We start from the raw sequence: 21,009 nt of genomic DNA, 5'->3' as shown, positions 1-21,009 counted from the left end.
TTCCGAGGCGGCGGTGGTGGCTTCGGCGGCGGCGGCGCGTCGGGCGGCTGGTAATGACAATAACTAGAGAGCAACTACAACCATGGCATTACTGACTGAACACGAGCAGCGCCAAGTCGCCGAAGCGATTGCCCGGGTCGAAAAAACCACCGACGCCGAACTGGTCACCGTGCTGGCGGCCCGCGCCGACGATTACGCCTACATCCCCCTGCTGTGGGCCAGCCTGATCGCCTTGGTGGTACCGGGCGTGGTGCATTACCTGTCGGGCTACCTGACCATGTATACCTTGCTGCTGGCGCAATGGGCGACGTTCATCGTGTTGTGCCTGCTGTTTCGCCTGCCCAAGGTGACCACCCGCCTGATCCCACGCTCGGTACGCCATTGGCGCGCCTCCAACCTCGCGCGCCGGCAGTTCCTGGAGCAGAACCTGCACCACACCCTGGGCAGCACCGGGGTGCTGATTTTTGTCAGCGAGGCGGAGCGTTATGTGGAAATCCTGGTGGACGATGGCATCTCCAGTCGCGTGGATGACAACAGTTGGGATGGGATCGTCAAGGCGTTTACCCAGCAGGTGAAACAGGGGCAGACGCTGGCTGGGTTTATTGCTTGTATCGAGGCGTGTGGTGAGTTGTTGAAGGTGCATGTACCGTTGACACAAACCCGCAATGAATTGCCAAACCGCCTGGTCGTACTCGAATAATCCAGACACCACTGAGCAAAAAATGTGGGAGGGGGCTTGCTCCCGATGGCAGTGGGTCAGTCACGGATGGATTAGCTGACACACCCTCATCGGGAGCAAGCCCCCTCCCACATTTGGATCGGTGTTGACCACTGGTCAAATAACTCCGTGCCCTGGTGGGCTATCCCCCCTAAAATGCCCGGCATTCCCTGCCCGAGGCGTTTTTGTTCATGTCCGTTACCGCTCAACCTGCCAGCTCCGCGCCGGATCATCACGCCCAGTTCATCGAACTGTTGAGCACAAGCCTTGCGCAGAACGCCTTTATCAAGCTGGTGCTGGCCAAATACGTCGGCGACGAAGCCGAGTTGCAGCGGCTGATCATCAAGGCGGTGACCGTCAAGGAGCAGCCGTGCCTGTCCTTCGTCTACCGCTACAAGACCCGCGACATCACCAAGAACTTGGCGCTGGCCGACGGCGTGGCGGCGATTGCCGCGTTGCTGCCGGGCTCGTTCAAGAACGCGCACCTGCTGTCGCTGACCGACGAAGCCCAATTGGAATACAGCAAGAAGAACAAAAGCTCGCTGTTCAGGAGCAAGACTCAGCAACTGCGCGAGGCGCCATCGGCTGAGCATAACCGTGAGAAGCATCGCTTCCTCGACCTGAGCCGGCCATTCCTCGCCGACCTGGGCGTGACCGACGCCAAGCAGGCGCTGATCCCGTCGATGTCGCGCAAGTGGAAGCAGATCAACAAATTCATCGAAGTGTTCAGCCATGCGCTGACCTCCTCACCGCTGAGGCTGGACCAACCGGTGCGCGTCGCCGATTTCGGTTCGGGCAAGGGCTACCTCACGTTTGCGATCCACGACTACCTGCGCAACACCCTCAAGGCCGAAGGCGAAGTCACCGGCGTCGAGTTGCGCGAAGACATGGTGACCCTGTGCAACACCGCCGCGGCCCGCCTGGAGCACCCCGGGCTGGTGTTCAAATGTGGTGATGTGCGCAGCGTGGCGCCCAGCGAACTGGACGTGATGATCGCCCTGCATGCCTGTGACGTCGCCACCGATTACGCGATCCACACCGGCATTCGTTCCGGCGCATCGATCATCATGTGCTCGCCGTGCTGCCATAAGCAGATTCGCCTGCAGATCCAGAGCCCGGCGCTGCTCAAGCCGATGCTGCAATATGGCCTGCACCTGGGCCAGCAGGCGGAAATGGTCACCGACAGCTTGCGTGCGTTGTTCCTCGAAGCCTGCGGCTACGAGACCAAGGTGTTCGAGTTCATCTCCCTGGAGCACACCAACAAGAACAAGATGATCCTGGCGGTCAAGCGTGCGGAGCCGGTGGACAACGCGCAGTTGCTGGAGAGAATCCAGGAGTTGAAGGCGTTCTATCACATCTGCGAACACTGCCTGGAAACCCTGCTGCGCGCGGATGGCTACTTGATCTGACCGCCGCCCACTGTAGGAGCGAGCTTGCTCGCGAAAAGCCTGAGAGCACCGCAGGCTTTCAGGTTTCCCGCGTTATCGTTAGCGACCTTCGCGAGCAAGCTCGCTCCTACAGGGAGCTGGTGCCGGCTGCACCGCGGTCTTGCGCCCGAGCATCACCGTGACGATGACCCCACAGGCAAACACCCAGGTAATCGGCTCGATATGTTCACCAAAGAACAGCGCCGAAAACGCGATGGTGAAGAAGATCTGCAACAGCTGAATCTGGCTGACCCGCGCAATGCCGCCCATGGCCAACCCCGCGTACCAGGCGAAGAAGCCCAGGAACTGCGAGAACAGCGACACATAACCAAAGGCCCACCAGGCGCGCATCGAGACCGCGCCTTGGTGCTGCGCCGCCAGGTACCACACCGGGCCGATCAACACCGGCGTGGACAGCACCAGCGCCCAGCAGATCACCTGCCAGCCGCCCATCTCCTTGGCCAACCGGCCGCCTTCGGCATAGCCCAGGCCACCCACGGCTATCGCGCCGAGCATCAATAAATCGCCGGCCTGGATACTGCCGGCGCCGGTGATCAATGCATAACTCAACACCAACCCGCTGCCGAGCGCCGCGCAGGCCCAGAAGGCTTTGGACGGCCGCTCATGGGACAGCCACGCCGCATACAGCGCCACGCACAGCGGTTGCAGGCCATTGACCAGTGCGCCATGGGAGGCCGGCAAGGTTTGCATGGCCCACGCCGACAGCACCGGGAAGCCCAGAATCACCCCCGCAATGACCAGGCACAAACCCCGTACCTGGCGCCAGGTCGGCCAGCGCTCGCGGCGCCACAGCAACAGCGCCGCCGCCGGGACCGCCGCGAACAAGGCACGGCCCAGGCCGTTGAGCAACGGGTGGATCTCCTGCACCACGATACGGGTGAAGGGCAGGGTCAGGCTGAAGATGATGACACCCAGCAGGCCGAGGGCCATGCCGGTGTTTTCGCGCGAGCTCATGGGCGGGATCCGAAATCCAGAGGGCTTCAAGGGAAGCCCATCTAGCCACAACCCCCGCCGATTGCGGGCCTACAGCTGGGTGCGGATTTATCCGTACAGTTTTCAGAAGAAGCGCGTGATGCTGATCTTGGCGTTGCGGCCTTCGCTGTAGACACCTTCCCCGCTGAGCGCCGGCTGGTAGCTGCGGTTGAACAGGTTGTCGACAGTGAAGTTGACCTCGGTGCCCTTTAGGCCGGCCTGCTGCGGTTTCCAGTTGGCGAACAGGCCTTGGGTGTCATAGCTGGCGTTCTCAGTCTGGTCGTAGATAAAGTCACCAATGGTCGAATTCAAGCCGCCAGCGTAGATGTCTGTAGGCACGCGGTCGGTCTTGCGCACGAACTGGCCCTGCCAGCCCACCTGTGCATCCCAGCTCGGGATCTTGGTGCCCAGCACCACCACCCATTTGGCCGGTGGAATGTCCCGCGCCCACACGTGTCGGTCGGTTGCCCACGGGTTGGTATAGGGGTTATCGCGTTTGCCCGTAGCCCAGGAGTAAGTCAGGGAGCCGAACACGTACGTTGAGTCGTAGTAGCTTTCCAGCTCCACGCCCTTGATGGTCATGCCGCCCACATTGCGATAGTTGGTCCTGGAGGCCGTGTCGTTGCACACCGTATCGATATTGCCCGGCACCGTCATTTGCCGTTCACAGCCGATGCCGGTGGCCTTCATGATCTCGTCTTCGATGCGGTTGTGAAACAGCGTGGTGCGCAACTGCAGGTCATCGCCGTGGGTTAAGACGCCGGAGAAGTGAGTCACGTTGCCCGCCGTAATCGCAGTGATGCGCTCTGGGTCGAGGTTGAGGCTTGTGGCGCTGCGGGTGCTGGCGGCGCCCTGGACTTCGTACTGTTCATCGATGACCGGCGCACGCCATGTGCGATTCCAGCTGGCGAAGAAGGCCACATCCGGGGTCAGGTTCCAGAACGCGGCCAGGCGCGGCGACCAGCCGGTGTAGGTGCGGTCGCTGTAGTCATGGCCGACGCTCGGGTCCGGGTTGCTGTAGTACGGCGCATCGTTGGCCTCGCCGCGATTGCGCACGTGGTCATAGCGCAGGGACGGGGTGATGGTCAGATCGCCGAGGGTCACGGCGTCCTGGAGGTAAAACGAGTGGGTATCGGCCTTGCCGTGGGGCATGAAATACGGCTGGAAATGCCCGTAGTTGTATCTTGCGGTGTTGTAGGTAGCGCCCGGCATCCAGCTTTCGGTTTCTCGATTGTGCTTGCGAATCTGCACGCCGGCGGTCACCGCATGTTCCAGTGGGCCGGTGGTCAGCAGACTGATATTACGCAGTTCAAGGAGGCGATCGGAGTATGAAGTTTCCATCTTGCGCCCACCGGTGCTCAGGCCAATGACTGCGTTTTCGCCCCGCTCATCGGTCTGGTCGGTCTTGGACGCCGAGTAGCTAAGCTTCAGGTCAATCAGCGGGTTGTCCAGCGGCTGGTATTCGTACTTGCCCGACCAGGTGGTGTCCACCGTTTCGCGGTCGGCCAGAAAACGTTTCAGTGCGTCTTCGTAGCCATATCGGTTGATGGCCGATTGGTTCGGCGGCGACGGGTAGGATTTCGCTGAGAAGGGCGCCATGCGCTCACTTTTTGCACTGGAGTAGGACAGGCCCATGCTGTGCTCATCCGTAAAATACGCGTTGAATTTGAACAGCTTGCCTTCTACGTCCTGGGCACTGTTGGGCAGGCGCTTGGGGTTGATCGGGTATTCATTGCGCGGGTCGGGCGGTGTGCCGGCGAGCTTCAAGTCGCCGCCGTCGCGCTGTGTGAGGTAGATCAGGCCATTCATGCGACCGTCGTTGGTGCGGCCATACACGGCGCCGCTGTACACCTGTTCATGGGTGTTGCTGGAGTAACCGTATTTGGTCATGGCCCCGGTGTTACGCCCGTCCTTGAGCAGGTCGGGCGCATCCTTGGTGACCATGTTGACCGTGCCACCGAAACCGCCGTTGCCGGTGAAGGGCGAGTAAGGACCTTTCTCCACCTCAATGCTTTTGATCAGTTCAGGCTCGATGAAAACCGTGCCTTGCTGGTAGCGCTCAAAGCCACTTTTGGTCGCGCCATCCACGGTCATCGGCACATCTTCGGCGTCGCCCATGCCGCGAATATTCATGGTCTGCCCCCCCGGCTTGGGAGAGCCGCCCATGAATACCCCCGGCAGCGTCTGCAGCAGCGAAGGAATGTTGTCGGGCTGGTAGCGATCAATATCCGCCTGGCTCAGGGTGGAGCGGCCGACGGTGCTGGAGTCGACCTGATTGCCGGTGCCGATCACGCTCAGGGCGTCCAGCTGGATCGCGCCGCTCTGGGTGGTCTTGGCCTCTTCGGGCTTTACCACGTACGTGCTGCCGACCTTGATCAGGGTGAACGCGCCGTTTTTCAGCAGGCTGCGAATCGCAACTTCCGGTGTGAAGTCACCGTTGAGTGCAGGTGCCTGCACGTTCTTGAGCAGCTCCTCATCGAACAACAGCTGGATCTTCGCCTGCTGCGCTACTTGGCTCAGGGACGTGGCCAGCGCCTGGGCGGGCAGTTGCAAGGTGAATGACTCGGCCTGGGCGCTGAGGCTGAACGTCAGGCAGGTGGCGATGAGGGTCGGTCGAAGATACAGGTGCGAAGCGTGGCAAGGCGCGCGAAACATGGAATCCCCCGGAGCGGCCAAATGGCCAAAAAGGTGTGCTGATCAGATGCAGACCGGAGGAAGACGGGGCAGGCAAAAAAATCCACACCTGCGAATGCAAAATATTCTCAAATAAGATTTTCGCAGGTTATTTGCTCGGTTCAATCCGCACGATGCCATCGGCCGAGACCACGGTTTTCACCGGCAACAGGGCGGGCAGGGCGTTGAGCAGGGCATCCGGATCATTCACGTCCAGATTGCCCGAGACTTTCAGGTGCGCCACCGCGTTGCTGACCTGCAACGGTGCCTGCGGGCGATATAGGCCCAGTTCATCGATCAGGCTGGCCAGTTCACGGTTGCGGAATGACAAGTGCCCGCTGCGCCAATCGGCCACTTCTTCGGCCGTGAGGGTTTGCTGTTGCAAGGTGCCCTTGGCGTAGCTGTAGATGGCGCGTTGCTGGGCGCCGAGCAGGGAAATGGGGCTTTTGGCGGATGGCTCGAAAGCGACCTGGCCGTGGGCGACGCTGACCACCAGTTGCTGCTGGCTGCGGCGCACATCGAAGCCGGTGCCGACCACCCGCACATTTGCTTCGCCGGCTTGAACGAACAACGGCCGCTCTTTGTCGGCCGCCACTTCGATATACACCTGGCCCTTGTCCAGGTGCACGATGCGCTGGTGGGCGCTGAAGTCCACGCGCAGGCGGGTGTTGGCATTCACCGACAGGGTGCTGCCATCGGGCAGGTTCAGGGTGCGCACGCCCTTGGCATGGGCCGCCACCTGGCTGTGATACAACTCGCGGGGCGCACCGATGTGGGGGGCCAATACGGCGCATAGCACGGCGGCGGCTACGGCCAGGGCCGGGCGCAATACCGATGCTTTGCGCTTGGGCAGCGCCACGGGGTTGTTCAGTTGCTGCAACTGGGCCAGGTCGGCCCACAGTTGCTCGAATTCGGCATAGGCGCGGGCATGGGCGGGCGTGGCCTGCCAGGCGGCAAAGGCCTTGCGATCGGCACGGCCTGTGTCGTTACGGTTGCGCGCAAACCAACTGGCGGCTTGGGCATCGATGGCGTCACTGGCTTCGATATCCAGGCCGTCGGTGTCGCTCAGGCGGTTCATTCTGGCTGCTCCGTGCCGGGGTCGTTTTGAAGGCGTCGCTTGCAATGCAGCAGGGCAAAAGCGATGTGCTTTTCCACCATGCTCGTCGAAATACCCATGCGCTCGGCGATCTGCGCCTGGCTCAGGCCTTCGAAGCGGTGCAGCATAAGGGCTTCTCGCCGGCGGGGCGAGAGTTCGGCGAGGACTTCTTTCAACTGTTCCAGGCGTTGCAAGCGCTGGGCGGCGGCCATGGGGTCGTTTTGCTCGTCGGTGATCGGTTCCGCGTCCCTGTCGGCCTGATCTGGGTGGACGGTCTGCCGTACCTTCTGTTTGCGCCAGTGATCACGCAGCAGGTTGCGTGCCATCTGGAACAAAAATGCCCGTGGCTGTTCGACCTTGGCCCGGTCGCGGTAGTCCAGCCACTGGGTAAAGACGTCCTGGGTCATGTCCGCCGCGTCGCTGGCGTTGTCCGTGCGTCTGCGCAGGAAATACAGAATATCTGCATAGAACCCGCGAAAGGCATCGGCCGACACCGGGTCGGGCTTGGGACGAGACATGGATATCCTTCTTGACGAAGCACGACGTGGAAAAGTCGCGAATGATATCGAGAACTATTGTCATTTGTCTCTATTTTAGACGGGCCCGGATTAAAATATAGGGAGGAGGCAAACCCCTCCCACATAAGGTCGCAGTTTTACCGCAGCAAGGTCTTCAGTTGTTCGATCCCTGCTTCACCCAATGGAAACACCGGCAAGCGAGGCTCGCCCGCCTCCAACCCGGTCAGTCGCAGCCCGGCCTTGATCGTCGCCGGCAACCCGCCCTTGAGGATGAACTCCAGCAACGGCAACTGCTGATAAAACAGCTCGCGCGCCTTGTCCAGGTCATTGGCCAGCACTGCCGCATACAATGCCAGGTTCAGGTGCGGGATCAGGTTGGGCGCCGCCGTGCACCAACCCTTGGCTCCGGCCGCAAAGGCTTCCAGGGCCAGCGGGTTGCAGCCGTTGTAGAACGGCACGTCGCTGTGGCGCCGCAGTTGATGCATGCGTTGAACGTCCCCGGTGCTCTCCTTGACCATCGTCACATTTGCCACCTGCTTGACGATACGCAGGATCAGATCCACCGACATGTCCGTACCGCTGGTGGCCGGGTTGTTGTAGAGCATGATCGGCACGCCGATGCTGTCGCCGATCGCAGCGTAGTGGGCGAGGATTTCCGCCTCGCTGAGCTTCCAATACGAGGCCGGCAGCACCATCACCACATCCGCGCCATTGGCTTCGGCGTAGCGGGCGCGGCGCACGGCCTTGGCGGTGGTCAGGTCGGAGACGCTGACCACCGTGGGCACGCGCCGGGCGATTTTTGCCAGGCTGTAGGCGCTGACTTCGTCCCACTCGGCATCGCTCAAATACGCACCTTCACCGGTGCTGCCCAGGGGCGCGATGGCGTGCACGCCGCTGTCGATCAAACGGTCGATGGAACGACCGAGGGCGTCGAGGTCGATGCGCTGGCCGTCAGCGCTGAACGGGGTGATGGTGTAGCCGATGATGCCGTGAATAGTTGGGCTGGACATGGAAAGTCTCCGGTAGAAAAAGGGCGGGTCAGTTCAGGCAATCGGCGTGCTGGCGCAGGTTCTGCCGCACGTAGTAATTGAACGCGGCGCCGTGGCGCTTGGGGCGGGAAATCCAGGCATGGGCTTCGCGCCCCAGTTGCGGCAGGATCGGCTTGATCGCACCGGCTGCCATGGCGAGCAACTGCAATTTGGCCGCGCGTTCGATCAACTGCGCGATCACGCAGGCTTCCTCGACACTCGCCCCGGTCGACAACTGGCCGTGGTGCGACAGCAGGATCGCGCGCTTGTCGCCCAGGGCCTCGGTGATGATTTCCCCCTCTTCATTGCCCACCGGCACACCCGGCCAGGCCTCCAGGAACGCGCAGTCTTCGTACAACGGGCAAAGGTCCATGTGGGACACCAGCAACGGCACTTCCAACATCGACAGCGCAGCGATATGGGTCGGGTGCGTATGAATAATGCAATTCACATCCGCTCGCCCGCGGTACACCCAGCTGTGAAAGCGGTTGGCCGGGTTGGGGATGCCGTGACCTTCCAGCACCTCAAGATCCTCGTTTACCAGCAACAGGTTGCTGGCCGTGATTTCATCAAAACCCAGGCCCAGTTGCTGGGTGTAGTAGGTGCCCTGTTCAGGCCCGCGCGCGGTGATCTGGCCGGCGAGGCCGGAGTCGTGGCCGTGTTCGAACAGGATTCGGCAAGTGAGCGCCAGCTTTTGCCGGACGGTCCACGTATTATCCGCCAGGGTGTTTTGCATCTGGACCAGCGCTTGCTTGACCAGTTGGTCTTTGGGGAGTGCTAATGTCTTGGCCATATCGGTGTCCTTTGGGTGGTTCAATGGACGTCGGATTTGCTGGTCTCCCTCTGCTCGCAAGGTCGTTGGGTGAGGCAAATGACACTAATGATGCTATATGACACAAAGTGTCATTGGCAAGCGCAGCTTATCGCTTCTGCATGGATTAACCGCAGCACATGTCTATCCGTTTGAAATTATTGAGGAAAAAGCTTGGCGTAACCTTGGAGGCCCTGGCTGAAAAATCCGGGATGACCAAGAGTTACCTGTCCAAGGTCGAGCGCGGGCTCAACACGCCGTCGATTGCCGCTGCGTTGAAACTGGCCAAGGCGTTGAACGTGAAGGTCGAAGAGCTGTTCAGCGAAGACCGCGTCAGCCCCGACAGCTACAGCCTGGTGCGCAGCCATGAGCGGCCCGACACCGCGCCGGGTTACGCAGTACTGGCCCATCAGGTCAGTGAGCGCAGCTTGTTGCCGTTCATCATCTACCCGCCGGCGCAATTCTCCGACAAAACCTTCAAGGAGCACCTTGGAGAGGAGTTCTTGTTCGTGCATGAAGGGGCGGTAGAAGTGGATTTCATGAACGAGCGGGTGATTCTGGAGCGCGGCGATGCGCTGCATTTCAATGCCCAGAAGCCGCATCGGCTGCGTTCGGTAGGGCCTGTGCAGGCGCAGCTATTGGTGGTTGTACACAGCTCGCAAGAATGACCGCGCTGACGGTTTGAAATGCGATCGGTATGGGCGGGAACAAGTCCCTCCCACCGGTGGCTCAACGTTCGACAGGTACCGACAGGGCCGGATCACCCAACGGATGCGTGCGCGCGGCAAAAAACTTCAACTGCGCGCCACTGCCATCAAACAACTGCGAATACCGCCGCTTCTGCTGGCGAATAAACCCGTCGCTGCGGCCCGATACCGAGATCGCCAGGGTCGCGGGGCGGGCCTGGCGAATTGCATCCACCACGTGTTGGTCCTGCGGCCCCAGGTCATGGCCAAAGATGCACAGCGCGCCCTCATGGCTCAGCAACTGTTCATAGCAGAACGACAGGTAATCCGAGCTGCGGATGGTCTTGAGCTTCTCTTGCACCGTGCCTTCGTTGATAAACAGCGGCACATCGTCCAGGGTCTTGATCGTGTTGTTGATCGCAAAGCTGCTGAGCAAGGTGCTGTCGGTACTCGGCAATTTGCGTGCGGTGCCGTCAAGGTTGCGCACCAGGTGCAGGCCGCCGTGCAGGTAGAGGACGCGCGTGGTATCGGTGTGGGTGTTGCGCAGGTCGAAGCTCGAGTCGGCGCTGCGGAACAGGTCGTCGATGCCCGGCGTGTGCAGGATCGCCCAATAGTTGAGCAGGTCGTAATTGGTGGTGAACACGCTGGTGTAGTTCGCCAGTTCGCGGTTGATCGTCGCCAGCGTCGACGGCTGCACCAGCCGCCACGGAATGTGCACGGCGTGGATGGTATTGATCAGCGCTTCCTTGATCGCGTAGTAGCGATTACGCGGTGCCGCCGAGCTGACCGCCAGGGCCTTGTTGACTCGGCTGGTGGTTTTCAATGCCCCCAGGGTCTGCTCGAAGCTGCGGGTCTGTAGGGCGTCGAACACGCTGAGCTCGGATGGGCCGAGGGGTTTTTCTTCGACGGTGCGTGCGTTTTCGAACAGCGAGTCGTAGGCAAAGTCTTCCCAAATCGTGCGGCTCGCGCCATTGCCGATCAGAATCCCACTGAAGGTGGTGCTGCTGCGCAGGGTGCTCCAGTCTTCAAGGTGGGCGTCAATATCCTGGAAATCCTTCATTGCTGTGGGTCTACTCGAAATCGGCTGGATGGCGACTTTATCACGAGCCGGCGTTGATCCTGGTCAAGATGCCGCAGGCAAGTGAGGTTGATGCTGTAGGCATACACGTCATCCGAGGATTCGCCATGAGCAGCACCTTCTTCATTCCCGCCGTCAACATCATGGGCACCGACTGCCTCGACGAAGCCATGAACGCCATTCGCAACTACGGTTTTCGCAAAGCGCTGATCGTCACCGACGCGGGCCTGGCCAAGGCGGGCGTGGCCAGCATGATCGCCGAGAAGTTGGCGATGCAGGACATCGATTCGGTGGTCTACGACGGCGCCAAGCCCAACCCCAATGTGGAAAACGTCGAGAAAGGCCTGGCGTTGCTGCAGCAGAGCGCCTGCGATTTCGTAGTGTCCCTGGGCGGCGGTTCGCCCCATGACTGTGCCAAGGGCATCGCCCTGTGCGCCACCAACGGCGGGCATATCAGCGACTACGAAGGCGTCGATCAATCCAGCAAGCCGCAGATGCCCTTGGTGGCGATCAACACCACCGCCGGCACCGCCAGCGAGATGACCCGTTTCTGCATCATCACCGATGAAACCCGCCACGTGAAAATGGCTATCGTCGACCGCAACGTCACGCCACTGCTGTCGGTCAACGACCCGAGTCTGATGGTCGGCATGCCCAAGGGCCTCACCGCCGCCACCGGCATGGACGCCCTGACCCACGCCATCGAAGCCTACGTGTCCACGGCGGCCACTCCGATCACTGACGCCTGCGCGATCAAGGCCATCGAACTGATCAGCGCCAACCTGCGCCTGGCGGTACGCGACGGCAGCGACAAGGTCGCGCGGGAAAACATGGCCTATGCCCAGTTCCTCGCAGGCATGGCGTTCAACAATGCGTCCCTGGGTTTCGTGCATGCCATGGCCCACCAACTCGGCGGTCTCTACGACCTGCCTCACGGCGTGTGCAACGCGGTGCTGCTGCCCCATGTGCAAAGCTTCAACGCCAGCGTCAGTGCCAAGCGCTTGAGCGATGTCGGCCGCGCGCTGGGCGCGGACACCCAGGGTATTACTGTGGAAGAGGGGGCTCAGGCGGCCATCGCGGCTATTCGAGCGTTGTCCCAGGACGTTGAAATCCCCGCCGGCCTGCGCGAACTGGGGGCCAAGTTGCAGGACATTCCGCTGCTGGCTACCAATGCATTGAAGGACGCGTGCGGGCTGACCAACCCACGGCGCGCCGATCAGCGTCAGATTGAGGAGATCTTTCGCAGCGCGTTCTGATCTGTCCGGCAACTGGCGGCACATATAAATGCGCCGCCAGCCAACGCCACGCACAAGAGCGCCAATGGCCATGCCTGCTGACTCACCAGCAGGCTTGCTACGCCGCCGATCAACGCCGCCATCAACTGATGCATGAAGCCGCTCAAGGCGATGGCATAGGAACCGCCGACCGGCGACTGATCATTAGCCAGTGACAAACTGATGGGGTAACTCATCGATTGCCCAAATATCGCCAGGCAATAGGGCAGCCACAACAACAGCGCGATCCCGCTGGCAAACACACTGCCCAACAGCATCAGCGCCGCTCCCGTTAACGCCAGCCCCACGCCCCAGCTCATCATCGTCAACCGCCCCATCCGCGCGACGAAGCGGTTGACCATCAACGCCCCCGCCAGATAGGCCCCGCTGATCGGCCACCCCAGCCAGCCGTACTGCGCCGCGCTCCACTCGAAACGCCCTTGCAGTATCAGCGGTGCACAGGTGTTGAAGGCAATGATCACCCCATAGCCCAGCCCACCGGCCAATGCTGCGTGTAGAAAGGGGGGATGACGCACAATCGTGGTGTAGATCCGCCAGGCTGAGTCTGGCGAATCAGCCTTCTTCGCTGACGGAAACACCACGCTTTGCAACACAGCAATCAACGTGACAGCACTTATTGCCAACCCATAGAAAATGGCCTTCCAGCCGAAGGCCACCTGCAACAGCGACCCCATGAACTGGCCGATACCTAGCGCGATCACAAACGTCATCCCCAGCCACGACAACCCCCTGGCCAAAAGCGCCCCGCTGAAACTGTCCCGCACCAACACCCTGGCCATGACCGCGACTCCACCCGCCCCCAAACCCTGAATCAGCCGTAATGACAAAAAAGATTCGACGTTAAATGCCGATGGAATCGCCGCGCTTGCCGAGGCGTATATCGCCAGCGCCGCCAACAGGACCGGCTTTCTGCCAAAACGCTCCCCCAGGCTGCCCCAGAGCAACATCGGCAGCGCCATGCCCATCAGGTACACCGCCAGGGCCAGTGCGACGTAGTCCTCGGCGGCGAGCAGGGACTGGGCGATGACCGGCACAGCGGGCAAATAGCTGCTAATGCCGACTTGGGCGAGGAAGGCGGCGCAGCAAGCGAGGGCGAGACGGGTGGTGTTTTTCAAGGGGCGGCGTCCTGCGCCTTAAGTTCTGCGTACGTCATCGTAAATGGCTTCCTCTGTATAGATACGAACAATGATTGAAACTTATGCTCACTGAGATGTAAGAGTGCGTATGTGGCGGTTGGGTATAGTTGATGCGCAATTTATTTTGCGTCTTTGTGTTCCTGTATTAAGTCTTTCAACTTTGAATAAAGCAATGATCTCCAAATGCTGACAGGTCGTGGCAGTTATCCTGATAAAGGAAGAGTCCGTAACCCGCTTTCAAATAGAGCAGGCTATCAATGTCTGCTAATCCCTTATGCTGTATGCGCCGTCTGCGAAGTAAGCGAAATTTTTACGTTTTTTGCCTAAGTCTTCGATCCGGCACATGTCATTGTGAGGCGCTATTTTTACTTCTATTTCATCTGCGCACGAGGCTTTAACAGGCCGAGATATGACGTCGTGCAGAAGTGATAGGGTTTTCGCTCATGTTTATCGATAAGTTGGTTGTTGTCTTGAGCTTTTACATTGAGTTCGCAAATTCGACCTGACTGTGATGTCGGCCTGATCTATTGGTTTCTTGTAGTTTGTTGACTGGGTTTTTGATTGCATATTTCTCACTTGCTTTACCTGTCCTTGGGTAAGGCAGGAACAGTAAATGGAAGTTTTTGATAGGGTAAGTCAGATATTTCCCATGCGGGCTACTCTGGATGGACATTTTGTTGTGAGTAAGTTCCTACATTTTGTAAGTTCCAATGGACATCCAGCCGATGGGTGAATGAAAGCAGTGGGGGGCGTTCGCGTTTTGTTGAGGTCGTATCCCGCAGGATTGAGTAAGGTGTCCACTTACCGGCCGGATGTGACGATGGCCTTCAAGGACCTGTCTCTTGGGTAGTCGAAACCAAATGGATGAAGGGAGTACTTGATGAGAGTTCTGTTATTCGGTGCCACCGGCATGGTCGGCCAGGGCGTCCTGCGCGAGTGCCTGCTGGCCGATGACGTACAGGAAGTCGTCGCCGTCGGCCGCACGCCCCTGACCCGGGAACACGGCAAGTTGCATCAGGTGTTGCACAGCGACATGCTGGATTTCCAACCCCTGGAAAACCTGCTGCAAGGGTTTGACGCGTGTTTCTTCTGCCTCGGCGTCTCCTCGGCGGGCCTGAATGAAACCAAGTACACCCACCTCACTTATGACCTGACCCTCGTCGCCGCCAGCACCCTGGCGCGGCTTAATTCGCAAATGACGTTCATCTACGTGTCCGGCGCCGGTACCGACAGCTCCGAGGCGGGCAAGTCGATGTGGGCGCGGGTCAAGGGCAAGACCGAGAATGCCCTGCTGCGCCTGCCGTTCAAGGCGGTGTACCTGTTCCGGCCGGGGATCATTCAGCCGCTGCACGGTGTGCGCTCGAAGACGCCGTTGTATCAAGCCTTCTATTCCGTGCTCGGGCCAGTGCTGTCGTTGGTGCGTCGGGTCAAGCCGGGCTGGGTGGTGAGCACGGAGACTGTCGGCCGGGCGATGCTCGCGGCGGTGCGCCATGGCGCGCCGCAATCGGTTGTGGAACAGGCCGAGATCAATCGCCTGGCGTCCGAGCGCGCCTGATGTTGCACAAGAGCCTGGTGCGTCGCCTTGACTTGATCACCCTGCAGTTGTTCGTCGCGGTGTTCGAAGAGGGCACCCTGACCCGCGCCGCCGCCCGCGAAGCCATCGCCGTGTCGGCAGCCAGCAAGCGTTTGATGGAGCTGGAGCAGGTGCTGGGGGTGAGCCTGTTCGTGCGACGGGCCAAGGGCATGGACCTCACCGCCGCCGGCGAAACCCTGCTGCATCATGCCCGGCAGATGCTGTTCAACGTGGAAAAAATGGGCCTGGAACTGGGCGAACACAGCCACGGCGTGCGCGGTTACGTGCGGATGCTGGCCAATCTCTCGGCGATTATTCAGTTTCTTCCGGAAGACTTGCGGGATTTTTCCGAGCTGCATCCCGAAGTGAAAACCGACCTCGAAGAGCGCCCCAGCAATGGCGTGGTGCAAGGCGTGCTGGATGGGGTGGCGGACCTGGGGATCTGCTCCAGTGATACCGACACCAAGGGCCTGCCCAGCGTGACCTATCGCCACGACAAACTGGTGGTATTGATGCCGGCGGATCACCCGTTGGCGCCGCGCGAAAGCCTGGCCTTCGCCGAGACCCTGGACAGTGACTACGTGGGCCTGCACGCCGCCAGCTCGATCAACATGCGCACCCACGCCGCCGCGCGCGAGGCCGGCAAGACACTGCGCCTGCGTATTCATGTGCCGGGCTTTGATGCGATGTGCCGGATGGTCCAGGCGAACATGGGCATCGGCATCCTGCCGCTGAAGGCCTATGAGTTGTTTGGCCGTGCCCTGGGCCTGCATGCCGTGCCACTGACCGATGCCTGGTCGGACCGCAGTTTGATCCTGGTGGTGCGCGATGAGGCGCAGTTGTCACCCGTGAGCCGGCTGCTGTTCGATTACCTGAGCGTTCGCATTCAGCGAACGCTCCTTGCCAACTGACGGTTGGATTTTTCCTGTCCCTGTCCTCTAGCCTTGGCTGCACATTCCAAGAATAAGAGGTACACCCCATGACGGCTCCCTTGAGCGGTATCAAGGTGATCGAGATCGGCACGCTGATTGCCGCGCCGTTCGCCGCCCGGCTGATGGCCGAGTTCGGTGCCGAGGTGATCAAGATCGAAGCCCTGGGGCAGGGCGATCCACTTCGTAAATGGCGAAAGCTGCATGAAGGCACCTCGCTGTGGTGGTACCTGCAATCGCGCAACAAGAAATCCCTGGCGCTGGACCTCAAGTCCGCTGAAGGCCTGGACCTGATCAAGCAACTGCTCGGCGACGCCGATGTGCTGATCGAAAACCTGCGCCCCGGTGGCCTGGAAAAACTCGGCCTGGGCTGGGACGTACTGCACGCGCTCAACCCCAAGCTGACCCTGGTGCGTATCTCCGGCTACGGCCAGACCGGCCCGTACCGCGACCGCCCTGGTTTCGGTGCCATCGGCGAAGCCATGGGCGGGATTCGCTACACCACCGGCAACCCCGATTCGCCCCCGGCTCGGGTCGGCGTCAGCCTCGGCGACTCCCTGGCGTCGTTGCATGGCGTGATCGGCGCGCTGATGGCGTTGTTGCGGGTCAAGACCGGCCAGGGCGACGGGCAGATTGTCGATGTGTCCCTGGCGGAAAGCGTGTTCAACCTGATGGAAAGCCTGGTGCCCGAATACGACATGCTCGGCCACGTGCGTGAGCGCAGCGGCGGTGCCTTGCCCGGTATCGCACCTTCGAATACCTACCTGACCGCCGACGGTGCCTATGTGGTGATCGCCGGTAACAGCGACCCGATCTACAAGCGCCTGATGACCACCATCGGCCGTGCCGACCTGGCCGAAGCCGCCGAATTCGCCCACAACGATGGTCGTGCGGCGAAAAGCGCTTTGCTCGATGCCGCCATCACCCACTGGACCAGCAGCCTGCCTATCGAGCAGGTGCTCAGCGCCCTGGAAGCCGCCGAAGTGCCGGCCGGGCGCATCTACTCCGTGGCCGATATCGTCAGCGACCCGCACTACCAGGCGCGCGACATGTTGCTCAATGCCGAGCTGCCGGGCGGTGTGTCGGTGAAGATGCCCGGCATCGTGCCCAAGCTCTCGGAAACCCCCGGCGCCGTGAACTGGCAGGGCCCGAGCCTGGGCCAGCACACTGATGACATCCTCGGCAGCCTGGGCCTTACGGTTGCCGACATTCAACGCCTGAAAACCTCGGGAGTGGTGCAATGATCACTGACTATTGCGACCCGCTGATCGTGCAGGAAGTGTCCCCGCGCGATGGCCTGCAAATCGAACCGACCTGGGTTGAAACCGCTGACAAGATCGCCCTGATCGACCAGCTTTCCCTGGCCGGGTTTTCGCGGATCGAAGCCGGTTCTTTCGTGTCGCCCAAGGCCATCCCTGCATTGCGCGATGGCGAACACGTGTTCCAGGGCATCGAGCGTAAAGCCGGTGTGATCTACGTTGCGCTGATCCCTAACCTCAAGGGCGCCCAGCGCGCCGTCGAGTCGCGCGCCGATGAACTGAATCTGGTGATGTCGGCCAGCCAGACCCACAACCTGGCGAATATGCGCATGCGGTGCGAGGCGTCGTTGGCGGCATTCGGCGATATCGTCAGCTTTGCCGCCGGGCACCCGGTACGCCTCAACGGCAGCATCGCCACCACCTTTGGCTGCCCGTTCGAAGGCAGGATCGATGAAGACCGCGTACTGCAACTGGTCGACGCCTATCTGCAACTGGGCATCCAGGGCATCAGCCTTGCCGACACCACCGGCATGGCCAACCCGCGCCAGGTGGAACGCCTGGTCAAGCGCGTGTTGCAACGCGTGCCCGCCAGCGACCTGACCCTGCATTTTCATAACACCCGCGGCCTGGGCCTGTGCAATGTGCTGGCCGCCTACGAAGCCGGGGCACGGCGTTTTGACGCGGCGTTGGGTGGCCTGGGTGGGTGCCCGTTTGCGCCGGGGGCGTCGGGCAATATCTGCACCGAAGACCTGGTCAACCTGTGTGAAGAGGTCGGCATTCACACCGGAGTCGACCTGCCGCACCTGCTGAGCCTGTCCCGCCGCTTGCCGGCCTTGCTGGGCCATGAATTACCCGGCCAGGTGGCCAAGGCCGGGCGCAATTGCGACCTGCATCCGCCGCCGGACTACATCGCCGCCTTGTAACGCCATACCAGACAACAAAAACAATCGGACGCCTGTGAGCAGTCCGCTGGAGAGAAACCATGAGCACTAATACGTTGGAGGCCGGCGCGCGCCCGGCCGCTGAAATCGATGCCGAAAAAGCCCTGGTCAGCAAGGTCGCCTGGCGCCTGATGCCGCTGATCATGGTGTGTTACCTGTTCGCGTTTTTTGACCGCATAAACATCAGCTTTGCCAAGTTCCAGCTGCAGGCCGACCTCAGCCTGAGCGATACCGCCTACGGCCTGGGCGCCGGGTTGTTCGTGGTGGGGTATGTGATCTTTGAAGTGCCGAGCAACATGATGCTGTACAAGGTCGGCGCGCGGCGCTGGATCGCGCGGATCATGATGTCGTGGGGCCTGGCCACGGCGGCCATGGTGTTTGTCACCGCCGAATGGCAGTTCTATGGCCTGCGTTTCATCATCGGTGCGATGGAGGCGGGCTTCGCGCCCGGTGTGCTGTATTACCTGACGTTGTGGTTCCCGCAGCACTTCCGCGGGCGCATTACCTCGATGCTGTTCCTGGCGTCCGCCTTTGCCGGCCTGGTAGGTGCGCCGTTCTCCGGCCTGGTGCTGGAACACCTCGACGGCGTGCTGCAGATGCGCGGCTGGCACTGGCTGTTCCTGCTCGGCGGCTTGCCCTGCATCGGCTTGGGCTTGCTGGTGCTGACCTTGCTCAAGGACCGTATCGAAGACGCGCACTGGCTGACGCCGGCGGAGAAGACTTTGCTGTCGAGCCGTATTGCCCGGCATGAGCCGAACACACATGGCGGCTCACTGCTGTCGGCGATCCGCATTCCCGGCTTCCTGATGCTCGGGTTTATCTACTTCCTGATCCAGGTGGCGTCTTACGGCCTCAACTTCTGGGCGCCGCAGCTGATCCGCAGCGCCGGCACCCAAAGCCCGGTGATGATCGGCCTGCTCACCGCGATTCCCTATGTGTGCGGCGCGATCAGCATGGTGGTGATCGGGCGGCTGTCGGACGCGACTGGCGAGCGCCGCAAGTTTGTCTGCGGCTTGGTGGTGCTGGGCGCGGTGGGCTTCTTCAGTGCCGGGATCTTTGCCGATCACACCACCTTCCTGATCATCGCCCTGGGCATGTTGGGCGCCGGCATCATCGCGTCGATCCCGACCTTCTGGACCCTGCCGCCCAAGTTGCTGGCCGGTGCCGGCGCAGGCGCGGCGGGCGGGATTGCGGTGATCAATACCCTCGGGCAGTTCGGTGGGATTGTCAGCCCGGTGATGGTGGGGCGGATCAAGGACCTTACCGGCAGCACCACCCCGGCACTCTATGTGATCGGCGTGTGCGCGTTGTTGGCGGCGGCCCTGCTGCTGTGGGGCCTGCCGCAAAAGCTGCGCACCCTCGACAAGGCCTGATCAGCCGGCGTTTGTCAGCGCTCGGGCCGGTGTGGCGCTGAACTGAATCAACGCCACGCCGCCCATCAACAACAACGCGCCAAGGATTCGGGGCGTTGTCAGTGAGCGCTCGGCCAAGCCAAACAGGCCGAAGTGATCCAGCAGCAGCGACGCGAGAATTTGCCCGGCCATGGACAGGGCGATAAATCCCGACGCGCCCAGCTTGGGCAGCAGCGTCAACGCCAGCGCGATAAAGCACACGCCAAACGCGCCCCCGGCCCACATCCACAGCGGCGCCTTGGTGATAAATGCGAGGCCGGGCAGCGGCAGGCGCAGCGCCACGATCACCGGCAGCAGCACGAGGATGCTCACCAGCAGCGACGCCAGGGTGGCCCACAACGGATGCCCAAGGCCGCGTCCGAGGTTGGCATTGATCGCACTTTGAAACGGCACTACCGCCCCGGCGATCACCGCCAATAACAAAAAACCGGCCCAATGCAACGTCGTCATGGCGAATCTCCCAGAGGTTTTGCTGGACTCTAGGCTATTCGTCACGCAAATTTAAATTCCAAGTTTTTATACAGAACATGCAGCTGATGAATGATCTGCGCCGCATCGACCTTAACCTGTTGGTGGTCCTTGACGCCTTGCTCAGTGAGCAACACGTCACCCGCGCCGCCGAGCGTTTGCACCTCAGCCAGCCGGCAGTGAGCCACGCGCTGGCGCGCTTGCGCGATTTATTGGGTGACCCGTTGCTGGTACGCCAGGGCGGCATGTTAGTGCCCACGGCCCGTGCCCTGGAGTTGGCGGCGCCATTGGCTGAAGCCCTGGCCCAGGTGCAGGCGCTGCTGGCGCCGAATCGCTTTGACCCGGCATCGGCCAAGCGCCGGTTTCGCGTGGCGATGTCGGACTACAGTGCGGCGATTTTCCTGCCGGGTCTGGTCCGCGTCCTGCGGCGTGAGGCGCCCGGTATCGACCTGCAAATCATCCAGGCCAGCCGCGAAGGCATGGTCGACGGTGTGCTCAATGGTGATCTGGACCTGGCTGCCGGTGTCTTCCCCGACATGCCCGCCGAGCTGCGCACTGCGCCGTTGTTCGAAGAGCATTACACCTGCCTGCTGGACCGCAACAGCCTGCCGCACAACGGTGTGCTCGACCTGCCCACGTATCTGTCGCGTCCCCACGTACTGCTGGAAATGCGCGGCAGCGGCGCGCCGGAAATCGAACGAGCGCTGACGGCGATTCGTGAACGACGGCACGTGGCGATCAGCCTGCCGCACTGGGGGGTGGCGCCGCAGTTGATTGAGGGCACGGACTTGATTCTCACCGTATCGTCGCGAGGCTTGCTGAATATTGATCACCCGCATCTGGTCGCCGTGGCGCCGCCGTTTCATATTCCGTCGTTTACCTTTGAACTGGCGTGGCATGCGCGACGAGGCGGGGATTCGGGGTTGCAGTGGTTGATTGGGCGAGTGCAGGGAGGGTTACAGGGCTGA

The 21,009-nt window shown here is 61.3% G+C and carries 19 protein-coding genes and 1 pseudogene; 10 read left to right on the top strand and 10 right to left on the bottom strand.

From position 1 onward, the window contains the following. Positions 1-82: 82 nt before the first annotated feature. Both Q8X51_RS15405 and Q8X51_RS15400 read left to right on the top strand, forming a co-directional pair. Positions 83-700 carry a TPM domain-containing protein gene (locus tag Q8X51_RS15405; RefSeq protein ID WP_065928258.1) on the top strand — a complete coding sequence of 206 codons (618 nt, stop codon included), beginning with the start codon at positions 83-85 and terminating at the stop codon, positions 698-700. Positions 701-909: 209 nt separating this feature from the next. Then, entirely contained in the window at positions 910-2,127 is a 1,218-nt protein-coding gene (locus Q8X51_RS15400; protein ID WP_407693284.1) for a class I SAM-dependent methyltransferase, read from the top strand. A gap of 8 nt (positions 2,128-2,135) precedes the next feature. Here the strand turns inward: Q8X51_RS15400 and Q8X51_RS15395 are convergent. The 7 genes and pseudogenes from Q8X51_RS15395 to Q8X51_RS15365 form a co-directional block, all read right to left on the bottom strand. Continuing rightward, positions 2,136-2,225: pseudogene (locus Q8X51_RS15395) on the bottom strand (outer membrane lipoprotein carrier protein LolA); the annotation flags it as partial. Beyond that, positions 2,206-3,120: a DMT family transporter gene (locus Q8X51_RS15390; protein ID WP_065928256.1), complete on the bottom strand. Its 915-nt coding sequence runs from the start codon at positions 3,118-3,120 to the stop codon at positions 2,206-2,208. The gene Q8X51_RS15390 and the pseudogene Q8X51_RS15395, both read right to left, overlap by 20 nt. Positions 3,121-3,222: 102 nt before the next feature. Continuing rightward, positions 3,223-5,793, bottom strand: coding sequence for a TonB-dependent receptor (locus tag Q8X51_RS15385; RefSeq protein WP_407693285.1), 2,571 nt, complete (start codon positions 5,791-5,793; stop codon positions 3,223-3,225). A gap of 127 nt (positions 5,794-5,920) precedes the next feature. Further along, entirely contained in the window at positions 5,921-6,889 is a 969-nt protein-coding gene (locus Q8X51_RS15380) for a FecR family protein (RefSeq protein ID WP_407693286.1), read from the bottom strand. After that, positions 6,886-7,425: an RNA polymerase sigma factor gene (locus tag Q8X51_RS15375; protein WP_027604372.1), complete on the bottom strand. Its 540-nt coding sequence runs from the start codon at positions 7,423-7,425 to the stop codon at positions 6,886-6,888. The genes Q8X51_RS15380 and Q8X51_RS15375 overlap by 4 nt, the downstream gene beginning before the upstream one ends. A gap of 137 nt (positions 7,426-7,562) precedes the next feature. Continuing rightward, positions 7,563-8,435 (bottom strand): dihydrodipicolinate synthase family protein, encoded by an 873-nt coding sequence (locus Q8X51_RS15370; protein WP_065928253.1) that lies wholly within the window; start codon positions 8,433-8,435, stop codon positions 7,563-7,565. Positions 8,436-8,463: 28 nt separating this feature from the next. Beyond that, positions 8,464-9,246, bottom strand: coding sequence for an aldolase (locus tag Q8X51_RS15365; protein WP_407693287.1), 783 nt, complete (start codon positions 9,244-9,246; stop codon positions 8,464-8,466). A gap of 158 nt (positions 9,247-9,404) precedes the next feature. Here Q8X51_RS15365 and Q8X51_RS15360 point away from each other — a divergent pair, with 158 nt between their 5' ends. After that, complete coding sequence (locus tag Q8X51_RS15360) at positions 9,405-9,932, top strand: helix-turn-helix domain-containing protein (RefSeq protein WP_407693288.1); 528 nt, start codon at positions 9,405-9,407, stop codon at positions 9,930-9,932. 61 nt (positions 9,933-9,993) lie between these two features. Here Q8X51_RS15360 and Q8X51_RS15355 read toward each other — a convergent pair whose 3' ends face one another. Next, the gene (locus tag Q8X51_RS15355; protein ID WP_065928251.1) at positions 9,994-11,010 is read right to left on the bottom strand and encodes a DUF4917 family protein; all 1,017 of its coding nucleotides are present in this window, start codon (positions 11,008-11,010) and stop codon (positions 9,994-9,996) included. Between the two features lie 125 nt (positions 11,011-11,135). Here Q8X51_RS15355 and yiaY point away from each other — a divergent pair, with 125 nt between their 5' ends. Continuing rightward, entirely contained in the window at positions 11,136-12,284 is a 1,149-nt protein-coding gene (yiaY, locus tag Q8X51_RS15350) for an L-threonine dehydrogenase (protein WP_407693289.1), read from the top strand. Here the strand turns inward: yiaY and Q8X51_RS15345 are convergent. After that, entirely contained in the window at positions 12,251-13,438 is a 1,188-nt protein-coding gene (locus Q8X51_RS15345) for an MFS transporter (RefSeq protein WP_074844369.1), read from the bottom strand. The genes yiaY and Q8X51_RS15345 overlap by 34 nt on opposite strands. 901 nt (positions 13,439-14,339) lie before the next feature. Here Q8X51_RS15345 and Q8X51_RS15340 point away from each other — a divergent pair. The 5 genes from Q8X51_RS15340 to Q8X51_RS15320 all read left to right on the top strand — a co-directional run bounded on the left by Q8X51_RS15340 (position 14,340) and on the right by Q8X51_RS15320 (position 19,534). Then, positions 14,340-15,014, top strand: coding sequence for an NAD(P)H-binding protein (locus Q8X51_RS15340; protein WP_407693290.1), 675 nt, complete (start codon positions 14,340-14,342; stop codon positions 15,012-15,014). Then, the gene (locus Q8X51_RS15335) at positions 15,014-15,943 is read left to right on the top strand and encodes a LysR family transcriptional regulator (protein ID WP_065928247.1); all 930 of its coding nucleotides are present in this window, start codon (positions 15,014-15,016) and stop codon (positions 15,941-15,943) included. Before Q8X51_RS15340 ends, Q8X51_RS15335 begins: the two co-directional genes overlap by 1 nt. Positions 15,944-16,011: 68 nt before the next feature. Then, positions 16,012-17,205, top strand: coding sequence for a CaiB/BaiF CoA transferase family protein (locus Q8X51_RS15330; protein ID WP_065928246.1), 1,194 nt, complete (start codon positions 16,012-16,014; stop codon positions 17,203-17,205). Continuing rightward, positions 17,202-18,143: a hydroxymethylglutaryl-CoA lyase gene (locus tag Q8X51_RS15325; RefSeq protein ID WP_407693291.1), complete on the top strand. Its 942-nt coding sequence runs from the start codon at positions 17,202-17,204 to the stop codon at positions 18,141-18,143. The genes Q8X51_RS15330 and Q8X51_RS15325 overlap by 4 nt, the downstream gene beginning before the upstream one ends. 59 nt (positions 18,144-18,202) lie before the next feature. Next, positions 18,203-19,534 carry an MFS transporter gene (locus tag Q8X51_RS15320; protein ID WP_027604361.1) on the top strand — a complete coding sequence of 444 codons (1,332 nt, stop codon included), beginning with the start codon at positions 18,203-18,205 and terminating at the stop codon, positions 19,532-19,534. Here the strand turns inward: Q8X51_RS15320 and Q8X51_RS15315 are convergent, their stop codons facing one another. Further along, positions 19,535-20,023: a DMT family transporter gene (locus Q8X51_RS15315; protein ID WP_407693292.1), complete on the bottom strand. Its 489-nt coding sequence runs from the start codon at positions 20,021-20,023 to the stop codon at positions 19,535-19,537. A 77-nt stretch (positions 20,024-20,100) separates the two neighbouring features. On the opposite strand from Q8X51_RS15315, the gene Q8X51_RS15310 reads away from it, so the two are divergent. Further along, on the top strand, positions 20,101-21,009 hold the full coding sequence (locus Q8X51_RS15310; protein ID WP_256097803.1) for a LysR family transcriptional regulator: 909 nt from the start codon (positions 20,101-20,103) through the stop codon (positions 21,007-21,009).

Source organism: Pseudomonas sp. Yb2C2 (assembly GCF_052112325.1).
In the GTDB taxonomy this organism is placed as follows: domain Bacteria; phylum Pseudomonadota; class Gammaproteobacteria; order Pseudomonadales; family Pseudomonadaceae; genus Aquipseudomonas; species Aquipseudomonas marginalis.
This window is presented reverse-complemented; position numbering and strand designations above follow the sequence as displayed.

Coding starts and splice junctions, on each gene's coding strand:
- Q8X51_RS15405 (WP_065928258.1), top strand. CDS start 83: ATGGCATTACTGACTGAACACGAGCAGCGCCAAGTCGCCGAAGCGATT.
- Q8X51_RS15400 (WP_407693284.1), top strand. CDS start 910: ATGTCCGTTACCGCTCAACCTGCCAGCTCCGCGCCGGATCATCACGCC.
- Q8X51_RS15390 (WP_065928256.1), bottom strand. CDS start 3,120: ATGAGCTCGCGCGAAAACACCGGCATGGCCCTCGGCCTGCTGGGTGTC.
- Q8X51_RS15385 (WP_407693285.1), bottom strand. CDS start 5,793: ATGTTTCGCGCGCCTTGCCACGCTTCGCACCTGTATCTTCGACCGACC.
- Q8X51_RS15380 (WP_407693286.1), bottom strand. CDS start 6,889: ATGAACCGCCTGAGCGACACCGACGGCCTGGATATCGAAGCCAGTGAC.
- Q8X51_RS15375 (WP_027604372.1), bottom strand. CDS start 7,425: ATGTCTCGTCCCAAGCCCGACCCGGTGTCGGCCGATGCCTTTCGCGGG.
- Q8X51_RS15370 (WP_065928253.1), bottom strand. CDS start 8,435: ATGTCCAGCCCAACTATTCACGGCATCATCGGCTACACCATCACCCCG.
- Q8X51_RS15365 (WP_407693287.1), bottom strand. CDS start 9,246: ATGGCCAAGACATTAGCACTCCCCAAAGACCAACTGGTCAAGCAAGCG.
- Q8X51_RS15360 (WP_407693288.1), top strand. CDS start 9,405: ATGTCTATCCGTTTGAAATTATTGAGGAAAAAGCTTGGCGTAACCTTG.
- Q8X51_RS15355 (WP_065928251.1), bottom strand. CDS start 11,010: ATGAAGGATTTCCAGGATATTGACGCCCACCTTGAAGACTGGAGCACC.
- yiaY (WP_407693289.1), top strand. CDS start 11,136: ATGAGCAGCACCTTCTTCATTCCCGCCGTCAACATCATGGGCACCGAC.
- Q8X51_RS15340 (WP_407693290.1), top strand. CDS start 14,340: ATGAGAGTTCTGTTATTCGGTGCCACCGGCATGGTCGGCCAGGGCGTC.
- Q8X51_RS15335 (WP_065928247.1), top strand. CDS start 15,014: ATGTTGCACAAGAGCCTGGTGCGTCGCCTTGACTTGATCACCCTGCAG.
- Q8X51_RS15330 (WP_065928246.1), top strand. CDS start 16,012: ATGACGGCTCCCTTGAGCGGTATCAAGGTGATCGAGATCGGCACGCTG.
- Q8X51_RS15325 (WP_407693291.1), top strand. CDS start 17,202: ATGATCACTGACTATTGCGACCCGCTGATCGTGCAGGAAGTGTCCCCG.
- Q8X51_RS15320 (WP_027604361.1), top strand. CDS start 18,203: ATGAGCACTAATACGTTGGAGGCCGGCGCGCGCCCGGCCGCTGAAATC.
- Q8X51_RS15315 (WP_407693292.1), bottom strand. CDS start 20,023: ATGACGACGTTGCATTGGGCCGGTTTTTTGTTATTGGCGGTGATCGCC.
- Q8X51_RS15310 (WP_256097803.1), top strand. CDS start 20,101: ATGCAGCTGATGAATGATCTGCGCCGCATCGACCTTAACCTGTTGGTG.